Genomic DNA, 11,449 nt, shown 5'->3' on the forward strand with positions numbered 1-11,449 from the left:
TGATTGAAGTCGTAAAACAATACCATAATCAAAATGAGCTCTGGAGAACCTGGTTGAGATGTACTGAGAAGATGGCTAGCTAAATTGTCTTTGTTTTTATTAGATTTTAAGTGATTTGAATCTGAATGGCACGCTGTGAGAAGTGCTAATGGTGTCCCCGACTGGAATCGAACTTTTATCTTAATTATTTGTTTTTAATGCCTATTTTTACTTTTAAGTTAATTGTTTATACATATCGTTATACGTTTATTTTCGGGCTTATAGCGATATGACTGATAATCAGTTTTCACATGACTAATTCTAATCGATAGAAACTTCACGAATTTCTTGATTTTTACTTACTGTCCTTCCCTGTCCTTTATTAGTATTCATTGCCCTTCAAAATCAGTCCCAAAAAATCACTCACACAAGATAAATTCATTGCCTGCTTTTTATACTAAAATCACTTGTTTTATTCCCCCCAAAGTCGAGTAATCTAAGGGCATCCGATGGACTCTTAAGCAAACTAATGGGGTATGTAGTGAAATATTATTAATTTTACAAAATGTTACATTTGTTTTTTTCAATAAATTTCAGCTTAATTAACTGAAAGTTATATTAACTCATATTAACTCGATACGAATAAATACTAACTGATACTAAGTAATACCAACTCAATGATAAAAAACATTGGGTATTGTTATTAAAAAGTAAAAATACAAGAAATAGTTTTGTTGGGAGTACCAAGTCATGAACTTTACAGAAAGCATATTGCATGTAAGTCTATAGGCATCCGAGGGGATTTAGCTGTGTCGCTCTCAGATTATAGTTATTTACGTTTCTTTACGAATGAGGCTGCTCACCCATATTCATCTATATTCATCTATATTCGCTCTTAGCAGTACAAAAAACAACCATAAACTAATGTGTGATTTGGCATGGTTTTCTAGCCCTATATTTACATCGGGTAAGGGAAATGTAAGTCTAATAGCGTCTTCACACATTTATACAATTCTATTAAAGGATAACTTTATGGAGCGGGATTCTATTGCCATAAATAATATGGCGAAAAGGTTAATACGGTTACCCGATGTGATGTCTATTACCGGGTTAAAGCGTTCTACTATTTATTTTAAGATGAAAGAAGGGAACTTCCCTAATAATATCCCTATCGGAGAACGATCCGTTGCATGGGTAGAGGGGGAAGTAATTAATTGGATTGATGGAAATATTTCAAAGAGAGAAATGAGATGCTAAAAGAATTACAACTGACAAAGTATGATGATGATATCAATACTATTGTGACATATCAGCCAATACCATTTACCCCTGAGCAGGGCGATGCTGGTTATGCCATTCGGGTAATCGAAATATATCGATTAAAGAAAATGGCCCCCTTATTGGAACAGTTCGAATTATTAACGGGTTATGCAACCCCACGTTCAAACTGTACACCTTGTGAAATAAATACACTAATTGAACGTGGGCAACAAATTTGTAAGCAAGAAGAAATAAAAGTGAAAGCGATAGATCATGAAATCTCGCAGCTCAATATTGAGCTAAATAATGCCCAGCGGGGAGTCAGTAGCCTGTCCAGTTATAATGGTAATATTCGAAGGCTAATGTCTAATCTTAATGATCGTGTAGAGAATGCAAAGCTACGGTTAGAAGATACTAAAACCTCAGTTTCAGCACGTAAAGGATTATTAGGGCTACTGCGGGGACAGGTTGAGCAGATGCTGAGTGAGGGGAGTAAAGGTTTTAAAGGTAAAGTCATGGAGTTATTACCAATGGATTATCTTCCATCGGAAACCTATCAGGGGGATAGATTTAGCAGCGGATTAACGTCACACAAGTATGCTTGGAAAGAGCTAAATAAATTAGAACGTGCACTTAAAAATATATTAGAGAAATGTACTGTACCTAAAGATAAATACTCACTAAATAACGGAGGGAAAGAAATTTCTTTATTAAGTAAACAGTATTATCAAATCGAGTCTGAAAGTATGAGAAGTAAAATGTCGCTGGATGATTTTGTTGGGCTGATGAAAAAGAAATCTAGTTGGCTCACAGATAAAACACGAGCAATAAAAAACTCACTTTAATAATAAATAAATTTTAATTATATAATATAAGGTAACACTAATGGCCAGAGTCAATCCTCCTGCTATGGCAGGACAGTTTCATGCCAATTTTATTGGCGGTATTAGTCAAGCATTCGATAATGAAAAGAGTTTTTCCATTTCTGAACCGGCTGAAAATCAGTTGCGTATATCTATGCTGGAATCAGGCTGGATGATGAATAATATTACGTTACTGGATGTGGAGGAGCTGCAAGGGCAATGTATTGAAATAGGTGAATCCACTTTATATACCGGGCGCTCTATTAATGGGCGTTTTAATCGCGAATTGAAAGTTGCAGGCACTGATTATTCGCTGGCTGATACGGATTCTTGTGCTTCGCTATCTTATGAGCGAATGGGCACGATTGCCAATATTGGTGGTATTGAGCACTTTACTCAGACTGTTTCTGATTTCTTCGGTATGGCAATTTCATTGGATATGTTACGGGTTGGCCTTAATGGTCAAAGAATCGCTTATCCAACAGATCCTATAGCTAATCCAAAAGGGGAGGACGTTAATATTGGTTGGCACACCATAGCCAAAGACTTTAATAGCGGATCTCAGATTATAACTGATGAATTAACCCTTGGTGAGGGGGGCGAATTTCCACATTTAGATGCACTGGCTAACCATTTAATTACGGAAAAAATTCCCGAAGCCTACCGAGAAGATCCCCGCTTAGTGGTCATGGTGGGGGCAGAACTGGCGGCAGCGGAAAGGCTGCGTTTATTTAATGCCGCAGATCGCCCGGCAGATACAGCAGCGGCACAAATGCTAATGGGGTCGGTTGCTGGTCGTTTTGCCTTTGTCCCGCCATTTATGCCCGGTAAACGCTTGGCGGTAACTACATTGAGCAATTTGCATATTTATACACAGAAAGGAAGCCGCCGTTTTCGGGCTGAATTTGTTGAAGACCGTAGCGCCTACGAACATAGCTACCTGCGCAATGAGGGTTATGCCTTGGGTAATGGTTTCTTGTATGCCGCCGTAGATGAAGCCGCTATTACTCTGGTTAAGAAGTGAGGTAGCAAATGACTGATTCGCAATTAACTACCGGCTGGATATGTATCGCTACCGAGGGAACCACCATTGATAGCCGCAAAATTGAATCGCAGTGGCTGCTTGATATGGCTGAAACCTATGATGTACGCACTTACACCGCGTTGATTTGGGAAGAACACAAACGTGACCGGGATAATTTAGGCGAGGTGCTGGCGCTACGCAGTGATAAGCAAAGTGGCATTGTTCATTTGTATGCCCGTATCCGGCCCACGGCTAAATTGATGAGTTATAACGAACTGGGGCAAAAACTGTTTTGCTCCATCGAAGTGGAAGAAGATTTTCAGGACAAAGGTCATTTTTATTTAAGTGGTTTGGCGGTTACTGATAGCCCCGCCAGCATTGGCACTGACCGGTTACGTTTTAGTGCTAACCGTTCTTATTTTTCTAAGCGTGGTGTTAAAGCAAAAATAAGTAAGCCGAGGGAATTTAGTTTATCAGACGCCACTATTATGGCTGGTAAAGGCTGGGTTTCCGCAATAGCGCTAAGTTAATTCTTATATTACAGATATGAAATACCCGGCTGCTGGGCCGGGTATGGTTCTCTACTATCGGAAAATAACAATGATAAATAATTCAATTAATGCTGATTTGACTATCTCATTCACCGTTATTTCCGTCAATAAAATAGGTTCGGATATATACGGTTATATTACTGAAAAAAGTATTTATGCTTTAGGTTCTATGCCACGGCGTTTTAATTCCTGCCGGGCTAGCTCTTTAAACCAATTACCAAGGCTTACGCCATCTTTAGCCGCTTCCGCATTAAGTTGTTCACGCAGTTCTGGCGCGATACGAATTTGGAATGTTGGCGATAGACCGTCACCTTTCGGGCTTTTATCTCGTTTTATAGTTGACACGTACGTACATAACCTCATAAGCTGTCTTTCGTTAGGTACGTACGTTAACACGGCGTACCGACAAAATACAGCGGCCCGTCAAGGTGCTACCAACACCAAGCCGGGCCTGACCATCATGTTAGAGGAACTAACGCAATGGCTACGTCAAAGTGTACCTACATCTTTGCGGCGATCAACCGCACCCAACAGAAAATTAGCCCTGTCATGCTGCATATCACCGCAGAGAATGAGAAGACGGCCCGCCGCCGTTATGCCGCAGATTACATACTGCTTTTTGCCGGGCGTTTGCCTGTGCAGGAGGCATAGCATGACGACTAAATATAATTTAGCGCAGGGAAGTGTAGATAAGGTTCTACGGGCCATGCTGGTTTCAGAATTAATGAGAGAGTTATTGTACTCAAAAAATGAAACCCCACAGCCTCATGTTAATTCAGTCAATATAGCGGCTGTCTTTGATTGTATTTATGAAGATTTAGATTCTGTATTGGATAACGAATTTGACAGGGGAAAGAATGAAAGCCGTTAATTTATTCCCGTCACTGTTATTTCTTTTCATATTTACAATGGAGACGCCGCGATGAGCAGTCAATTTGTCTCTGAAACGCTGCAAGCGGCCCGTGGGCGTTGGCCGCATATTTTGCCAGCGTTGGGTATTACCGTGCCGGATAATGGTAAACACGGCGCTTGCCCGAAGTGTGGCGGTAGTGATCGTTTCCGCTTTGATGATCAAGGGGGCCGTGGCACATGGATTTGTAGCCAGTGCAGCCATGGTGATGGGCTGGATCTTATTCGTTTGGTATCTGGCAACGGGGCATTTCAGGCGGCAACTGAGGTGGCCAAGGCGCTAGCCTTACCGAATGCACCGCAGGAAGCGATTAAGCCTGCCAGAAATGAAATTCCCGAAGAGCGCAAAAAGGCGATGGTGGCCAAGGTTTATCACGCTTTGCTGGCCAGTTGTAGCAGTGGAGAAAGCAGTTATCTGGCTGATAAGGGGCTGTCTGGCCATAGCCAATCTATTACGCAGGATGTTCATAAAACGGGAGGTATGGACTTCCCGGCAGGCTCTTTGCTGTTACCGCTAACTGATATCGACGGCAGGTTAACCGGTGGCCAGCTTATCAGTCCGTTAGGTGACAAGCGGTTATTGCCCAATACCGTGCTGAAAGGGGCATTTATTGCGGTTCACCCATTAGAGGCAGGGGATAACCCGGAGCTGGTTGTTATCACTGAGGGTTATGCCACGGCTTTAACGCTGGATATGTTAACTGATAGGCTGGTTGTGGCGGCAGTCGCGGCTAATAATCTGCCGAACGTGGCGCAACACCTGCGCCATAAATGGCCCGATGCACGGTTGATTATCGCCGGGGATAACGATTTTGATGATGGTAAAGAGAACACTGGTAAGCAGTGGGCCGAGAAAGCCGCTAAAGCGGTAGATGGTTGGGTATCACTACCGCCAACTCGCCATAAAGCGGATTGGGATGATTATCGCCGTGATAACGGGCTGGAACGGGCCAAAGAAGCCTTTCGGGAAGAAATGATCCTGTTTGGTAAAGGCAAAACCAAACTGCCGCAGGGGTTCCGCTTAACGCAGGAATATCTCTGGTATGACAAGCTGGTCAATAAGTCTGATGGTGATACCGAAATCCGCAATATCAAACTGTGCAGCCCGGTAAGAGTCACGGCGATTACCTGCGATTCTGACGGCGGCAACTATGGCCGCTTGCTGGAATGGGAAGACACTAACGGTATCAGCCGTAAGTGGGCCATGCCGATGGAGATGCTCAGTAGCAGCGGGGAAGAACTGAGGCGCATTCTGTTGAGCAATGGCCTGTCTTATATCAGTACCACCGGGCAGGCGCGGGCGCATTTGATGGAATACCTTTCCCTGTGCAAGCCAGAGCGCAAGGTAACTTGTGTTAATAAAACCGGCTGGCATGGTTCGGTTTATGTGCTGCAAGACGAAGTGATCGGCGTTGGGGCTGAGTCGGTAATCTTACAAACCGCCAGCGTACTGGGGCGGGATTTCAGGACTGCCGGAACACTGGAAGAATGGCGCGATCAGGTTTCCCGTTATTGCGTCGGTAATGGCCGGGTGGCGTTTTCGGTCAGTCTCTCTTTTGCCTCACCACTGTTAAAACTGGTCGGGGTGGGCGGCGGTGGTTATCACCTGAAAGGGGAATCAACGGACGGTAAAACTACCACTATGAAAGTAGCGGCTTCAGTCTGTGGTGGCACTGACTTCTGGCATACGTGGCGCTCAACCGGTAACGCGCTGGAGGGCACCGCCAGCCGTCGCAATGATGCCACCCTAATGTTAGACGAAATACGGGAAGTGGATGGCAGAGAGGCCGGAAATATCGCCTATATGCTGGCGAATGGCCAAGGGAAAGCGCGGGCGCGTACTGACGGCAGTTTGCGCGAGGCTAATCGCTGGTGTCTGTTGTTTCTGTCTACTGGTGAGTTGTCGTTAGTCGAACATGCGGCCAACGCCGGAGAGCGTACTTATGCCGGGGTGGAAGTACGGATGGTACAGATCCCCAGTGATTCCGGTAAGCATGGTGTATTTGAAGAGCTGCACGGTTTTACCGGAGGTAAAGCCCTGTCGGAGCACTTAGAACAGGCGGTTGCTTCCTGCTATGGCGAGCCGTTCCGTGCTTGGTTGCGGCTGTTAACCGCAGACCTGACCGGCATGACCAGCAAGGCCAAGATACTGCTAAAAGAATACACCCGGCTGCTTACCCCGGAGAACGCCGGTAATCAGGTGGGCCGCGCAGTTACCCGTTTTGCACTGGTGGCAATGGCCGGAGAGTTGGCCACACAAGTGGGGATCACCGGCTGGCCAGAGGGTGAGGCGTTCCGTGCAGCACAAACTTGCCTTAATGCGTGGATGGGGGATCGTGGCCACACCGCCAATCAGGAAGACGCTGCCGCACTGGAGCAGGTGAAAGAGTTCATTACCCGTAATCAGTTCAGCCGCTTTGCTGACTGGCATGACGAGCGCAGCCGCCCGGCTAACATGGTGGGCTTCCGGCGAGTGGATAAAGGCAATAACAAAGAAGATGCGGTGACGACTTTCTTTATTTTGGCCACCGGTTGGAAAGAAATCTGCAAGGGCTTTGATGCCAAGAAAGTGGCTCAACTCTGCGTCAAGGCCGGTTATCTCGATGTGCCAGAGGATGCCCGGACACAGAAAAACATTCGCCTGCCAGAAATGGGGCTTAAACGGGTCTATCAGTTCAATAGCACAGTTTTAGGTTAATACACTTACGCGAGTCTTATTGAGAACTGGTAACACTGGTAACAGAGGTAACAACCATAAGCCGCAAGGAGCAGAGCTGTTACCAGTCATAGAGGGCTGTTGGTAACACTGGTAACAGAAATCAGCCTGTTACCACCGGTTACCAGTTGATAATGGTTAGTGGTAACTCAGTTTATCTATATAAATCAATGGTGTTACCAGCGTTACCACTGATACCAGTCACAGACGTAAGAGACAATATAAAAACGAGTCAGTTCGAGGCTTATTTTCTGGCTGGCGGTTCTGGCTTTAAATAGAGGGCCATATCAATATGCGAGTTTTTAAAGTTATTTGTCCAGATTGTGGTACACCCGCTCATATTCGTAAAACTAACCGCAAGCATAGCCATATTGCGGATCTCTATTGTGCCTGTACCAATGTTGAATGCGGCCATACCTTTGTGATGAATGCGACCTTTTCCCATACCCTTAGCCCCAGCGCGTTAACGCATAGCCGGTTAATTAAGGACTTGGTAGACCATATATCACCGCAGGAACGGCAAGAGGCTATCCGGTTATTGCAAGTGGCCCATAAAGATGAGGAACAACAGCAGGCAATCAGTGACGCAAAGCCGCAAATTACGCGCAGGGTGAGCAAGGATTACGTGGCCAACCGTTAGCCCGGTGTTACCACGCTGGCGTTCGATTTTCTTCCCGGCCCTGTACTGTGTTTTTCAGTTAGCCAAAAATGACCTTGCCCCGCGAAGCCACGCCCGGCAAGGGTTTCAACATTTCCCCCACGCTATTATCTCACTCAACTTTTCCCATCCTCGCCACGTAAAATAGAATACTTGTTTTAAATCATATAATTAAAACTTTAAGCGGTAAGGTTAGAAAAAACGAAACTGAAATTTAGTGAAATTCTTTTCAATCTTTTCAGTTGGGATTATCAGCCAGAACCCCAGCCACGGCGCGGGCTGGCGCTAGGGTTTGTAGGAATTTAAAACTGAAATAAGTTTATAAAGCAAAGTGTGCAGGCGGGTGCGGTGTAGTGCCGTTTCCGTCATATTTATATTTTTCCATGAAACGATAGAGAAATTCAGTCAATTAGTTTTATCAACTTGAATTGATTATTTGATCCGTGTCACAGCAGAAAATTTACTTGTAATGTGCATGATTTTTATACTAGAAATTGCTTTCAATAAGAATTCTTAATGAGTAATGTAACTTACTATTACTGAAAATAAATCGAGGTGATTATGTCGTTACAGCTCTTAAGACAAGCCATTCAGGCTCGTAAACCAATTTCATTTGAATATAATAAGCCTGGAAAGATTCCGGGTGAACGAATTGGTAATCCCCATGCTATTTTTATTATGAGAAAAAAAGACCAATCTGAGTCTACAAAAGTACATATAGTTCAAGTGGGCGGTGTCACAGATAGCGCACCTAATTTCCCAGAGTTTAGACTGTTTGATATTGCTGAAATTTCAAACATTAAAATTATTGATGCAGGTGCTCCATTTGCAATTGATGGTGGCTATAATCCTCATTGGGATGGATATAAGAATGTGATTGCGAAGGTATAATATGAGCATTGACCATTCATATTTGATTGGAAGAGATGATGTTAATGATTTGGTATTAAATATATCAGGTCTTGATGCAGACTCTAGGGATGTATCTACGTTAAGTGCAAATATTTTTGCTCATTGCACTAGCACTGGATCTCCAAAATTTACTTGCCAATTAAATATTGGTCACTTGCAAAGTCTTTATCAACACCTTTCACAATATAGTGTTATTCGTGATACTGCATCTGTAAGTACTGGTCGTTTTATAGAGATCCAAAGCAATCATGAGGAAATAATGAGAGTTTTGGAGCATTCGGATAACACTTCTTTAGTATTAGCATTACAGCACATCGTAAGTAATAGACTTACAAATACTGATATTAATACGATTTTAGGGCGAAAAGATGCTCTTGATGAGTATGAGCGAATGTATGAAAATGCTAATGATTATAATGAAATAGACTGGCAGCGTTTTTTTGAAAGGAATGAGTGGATATTTGGGTATGGTTTAAATTATAAATATTTAAAAATCCTACAGAGAGAAGCACACATCTCTCATACAGATCTCAATGGGTCTAATGATGTTATAACGGATTTTTTATTATCAGACTCTAGATTTACTAAAATTGTTGAACTGAAGACACCTACAACAAACTTATTTGTCAATCGCCAGAATAGAGCTGATTCTTGGCGCTTATCAAGTGAGCTTACTGATGCTGTTAGTCAAATATTGGCACAAAAGGCAAATTGGGAAATAGAAAGCCAAAGAAGTAACTACACCTCTGATGGGGATTTGATAAGAGAAGAAACACATGATGCCGAATGTATATTAGTAATCGGATCTATATCTTCTATTAGTGGGAGTGACCGCGAAAAGTTAATAAAAAGAAAAACACTAGAGCTTTATCGGCGTAATTTAAAAAGTATTAACATTCTGTTTTATGATGAACTATTAGAACGCGCTCGATTTATTGTAAGAAGCGCCGAAATTATTGAAAATGCCATTGTTGAAATTTTAGAATAAACATCAGGCGGCATTTTTATTTCTGTACCATCACTATACAAATATGGTGCTAGTATAAATTATCACTATACCACTGCAACATCTCCCGACGCCCTTCAAGATATTGCGCATGGTTATAAGTTCCACGGATGGAATTTTTATCAACATGGGCAAGCTGGATTTCAATCCATGCACTGTTATAGCCTTTCTCATGCAAGATAGTGCTCATGGTGTGCCGGAAGCCGTGACCGGTGGCCCTGCCGTGATAACCCAGCATCTTAATCACCTTATTGATACTCGCCTCACTCATTGGCTTACCGGCATCATTGCGGCCGGGGAACACCAATTTATAATTCCCTGTCAGCACCTTGAGCTTTTCAAGTATCGCTAAGGCTTGTGTGGATAGCGGCACAAGGTGAGGGCGGCGCTTCTTCATCCTTTCTTTGGGAACCTCCCACAAGGCATTATCCAGATCAAATTCAGACCATTCAGCGGCCCGTAGCTCGATAGTTCTTACCCCAGTGAGCATTAACAACTGGGTGGCGTATTTGGTCAGTTTGCTACCTTTATAGTTATCCAATGCCTGAATAAATTCGGGTAATTCACTTTCATTCAGGAAAGGGTAATGGCCATTCTTAGGGCGGTTTAGTGCGCTGGCCAGATCCGGGGCTGGGTTATAAGTGGCCCGCCCGGTCACTACGGCATAGCGGAAGACTTCACCACAGCGCCGCCTGATTTTCCCGGTGAGTTCCAGTGCGCCACGTTTTTCGATTCTTTGCAGAACGGCTAACAGTTCCAACGGCGCTATTTGGTCAATTTGGCGCTTGCCGATATAAGGAAATACGTTGTTATCGAAGCCACGCATAACCGTATCCGCATATTCTGGTGTCCATGTCGCAAGTTTGGAGGTGTGCCATTCGCGGGCAATATCTTCAAAGGTATTTTTAGCTGGATACTTTAAGGCAATCTTTTCCGCTTTACGGGCATCACTGGGGTTGGTGCCATTGGCTAAAGCTGATTTTGCTTCCTCACGTTGGCGGCGAGCATCAGCCAGTGATACGGGGCCATAGACACCAAATGAAATCATATGAGCCTTGCCGCCAAATTGATAACGGAAACGCCAACCTTTCACTCCATTAGGGGAAATGATGAGTGATAAGCCTTTGCCATCATTGAGTGTATAAGCCTTGTCTGTCGGCTTGGCGGAGCGGATTTTGAAGTCATTTAGCAGCATTTTTGTATAACCATAAGATCGAACCTAGCGTTATACAACATTCTATACAAGTTTTGTGTAGCTGTTACGGGTATTTTTGGGATTTCTTTGGACGTGGTTTTTTATAATGCAGTTGTTTTTAAAGGTTTTTTAGACTTTATTGAACATCTTGAGAAGTGCTAATGGTGTCCCCGACTGGAATCGAACCAGTAACTAGCCCTTAGGAGGGGCTTGTTATATCCGTTTAACTACGGGGACCTGTTCATCGAGAGGGTTACTGCCGATGAAGTGTACTGCCGGAGTATTATACGCATTTTGACCCAGATAATAAGCAGTTAGCTGTCTGTTTGGTTACTCTGTCACCAACTGGTGGTGAATAATGAGTATTTGTTGGCAA

12 protein-coding genes and 1 tRNA gene are annotated in these 11,449 nt (G+C 43.6%); 10 read left to right on the forward strand and 3 right to left on the reverse strand.

The genetic code is table 11. The features are described from left to right. Positions 1 to 1,011 precede the first annotated feature (1,011 nt). The 4 genes from ACNSO8_RS06260 to ACNSO8_RS06275 are packed head-to-tail and all read left to right on the forward strand — an operon-like array spanning position 1,012 to position 3,656. A complete protein-coding gene (locus ACNSO8_RS06260) occupies positions 1,012 to 1,236 on the forward strand; it encodes an AlpA family transcriptional regulator (protein WP_005172029.1) in 225 nt (74 codons plus the stop codon). Next, positions 1,230 to 2,084 (forward strand): hypothetical protein, encoded by an 855-nt coding sequence (locus ACNSO8_RS06265; protein WP_418394145.1) that lies wholly within the window; start codon positions 1,230 to 1,232, stop codon positions 2,082 to 2,084. Before ACNSO8_RS06260 ends, ACNSO8_RS06265 begins: the two co-directional genes overlap by 7 nt. Before the next feature lie 40 nt (positions 2,085 to 2,124). Next, a complete protein-coding gene (locus ACNSO8_RS06270) occupies positions 2,125 to 3,126 on the forward strand; it encodes a P2 family phage major capsid protein (RefSeq protein WP_418394146.1) in 1,002 nt (333 codons plus the stop codon). Positions 3,127 to 3,134: 8 nt separating this feature from the next. Then, positions 3,135 to 3,656, forward strand: a complete 522-nt coding sequence (locus tag ACNSO8_RS06275; protein ID WP_023160818.1) for a GPO family capsid scaffolding protein — start codon at positions 3,135 to 3,137, stop codon at positions 3,654 to 3,656. A 174-nt stretch (positions 3,657 to 3,830) separates the two neighbouring features. Here ACNSO8_RS06275 and ACNSO8_RS06280 read toward each other — a convergent pair whose 3' ends face one another. After that, complete coding sequence (locus tag ACNSO8_RS06280; protein ID WP_004703800.1) at positions 3,831 to 4,022, reverse strand: toxin-antitoxin system HicB family antitoxin; 192 nt, start codon at positions 4,020 to 4,022, stop codon at positions 3,831 to 3,833. A gap of 135 nt (positions 4,023 to 4,157) precedes the next feature. Here ACNSO8_RS06280 and ACNSO8_RS06285 point away from each other — a divergent pair, with 135 nt between their 5' ends. The 6 genes from ACNSO8_RS06285 (at position 4,158) to ACNSO8_RS06310 (ending at position 9,860) form a co-directional block, all read left to right on the forward strand. Further along, positions 4,158 to 4,328, forward strand: a complete 171-nt coding sequence (locus ACNSO8_RS06285; RefSeq protein ID WP_004703797.1) for a host cell division inhibitor Icd-like protein — start codon at positions 4,158 to 4,160, stop codon at positions 4,326 to 4,328. A gap of 1 nt (position 4,329) precedes the next feature. Then, positions 4,330 to 4,548, forward strand: a complete 219-nt coding sequence (locus ACNSO8_RS06290; RefSeq protein ID WP_032912789.1) for a hypothetical protein — start codon at positions 4,330 to 4,332, stop codon at positions 4,546 to 4,548. Between the two features lie 51 nt (positions 4,549 to 4,599). Beyond that, a complete protein-coding gene (locus ACNSO8_RS06295; RefSeq protein ID WP_418394147.1) occupies positions 4,600 to 7,284 on the forward strand; it encodes a DUF927 domain-containing protein in 2,685 nt (894 codons plus the stop codon). Positions 7,285 to 7,594: 310 nt separating this feature from the next. After that, positions 7,595 to 7,942, forward strand: a complete 348-nt coding sequence (locus ACNSO8_RS06300; protein ID WP_013650207.1) for an ogr/Delta-like zinc finger family protein — start codon at positions 7,595 to 7,597, stop codon at positions 7,940 to 7,942. A 579-nt stretch (positions 7,943 to 8,521) separates the two neighbouring features. Then, positions 8,522 to 8,851 carry a hypothetical protein gene (locus ACNSO8_RS06305; protein WP_049634905.1) on the forward strand — a complete coding sequence of 110 codons (330 nt, stop codon included), beginning with the start codon at positions 8,522 to 8,524 and terminating at the stop codon, positions 8,849 to 8,851. 1 nt (position 8,852) lies between these two features. After that, on the forward strand, positions 8,853 to 9,860 hold the full coding sequence (locus ACNSO8_RS06310; RefSeq protein WP_049634906.1) for a Shedu immune nuclease family protein: 1,008 nt from the start codon (positions 8,853 to 8,855) through the stop codon (positions 9,858 to 9,860). A gap of 49 nt (positions 9,861 to 9,909) precedes the next feature. Here ACNSO8_RS06310 and ACNSO8_RS06315 read toward each other — a convergent pair whose 3' ends face one another. Both ACNSO8_RS06315 and ACNSO8_RS06320 read right to left on the reverse strand, forming a co-directional pair. Further along, positions 9,910 to 11,073, reverse strand: a complete 1,164-nt coding sequence (locus tag ACNSO8_RS06315; RefSeq protein WP_418394148.1) for a tyrosine-type recombinase/integrase — start codon at positions 11,071 to 11,073, stop codon at positions 9,910 to 9,912. A 162-nt stretch (positions 11,074 to 11,235) separates the two neighbouring features. After that, positions 11,236 to 11,310 (reverse strand) — tRNA-Arg (locus ACNSO8_RS06320). Positions 11,311 to 11,449 lie beyond the last annotated feature (139 nt).

This window comes from Yersinia sp. LJYL362 (assembly GCF_048323875.1).

Excerpts from the sequence above, each read along its gene's own strand:
- ACNSO8_RS06260 (WP_005172029.1), top strand. The coding sequence starts at position 1,012 with ATGGAGCGGGATTCTATTGCCATAAATAATATGGCGAAAAGGTTAATA.
- ACNSO8_RS06265 (WP_418394145.1), top strand. The coding sequence starts at position 1,230 with ATGCTAAAAGAATTACAACTGACAAAGTATGATGATGATATCAATACT.
- ACNSO8_RS06270 (WP_418394146.1), top strand. The coding sequence starts at position 2,125 with ATGGCCAGAGTCAATCCTCCTGCTATGGCAGGACAGTTTCATGCCAAT.
- ACNSO8_RS06275 (WP_023160818.1), top strand. The coding sequence starts at position 3,135 with ATGACTGATTCGCAATTAACTACCGGCTGGATATGTATCGCTACCGAG.
- ACNSO8_RS06285 (WP_004703797.1), top strand. The coding sequence starts at position 4,158 with ATGGCTACGTCAAAGTGTACCTACATCTTTGCGGCGATCAACCGCACC.
- ACNSO8_RS06290 (WP_032912789.1), top strand. The coding sequence starts at position 4,330 with ATGACGACTAAATATAATTTAGCGCAGGGAAGTGTAGATAAGGTTCTA.
- ACNSO8_RS06295 (WP_418394147.1), top strand. The coding sequence starts at position 4,600 with ATGAGCAGTCAATTTGTCTCTGAAACGCTGCAAGCGGCCCGTGGGCGT.
- ACNSO8_RS06300 (WP_013650207.1), top strand. The coding sequence starts at position 7,595 with ATGCGAGTTTTTAAAGTTATTTGTCCAGATTGTGGTACACCCGCTCAT.
- ACNSO8_RS06305 (WP_049634905.1), top strand. The coding sequence starts at position 8,522 with ATGTCGTTACAGCTCTTAAGACAAGCCATTCAGGCTCGTAAACCAATT.
- ACNSO8_RS06310 (WP_049634906.1), top strand. The coding sequence starts at position 8,853 with ATGAGCATTGACCATTCATATTTGATTGGAAGAGATGATGTTAATGAT.
- ACNSO8_RS06315 (WP_418394148.1), bottom strand. The coding sequence starts at position 11,073 with ATGCTGCTAAATGACTTCAAAATCCGCTCCGCCAAGCCGACAGACAAG.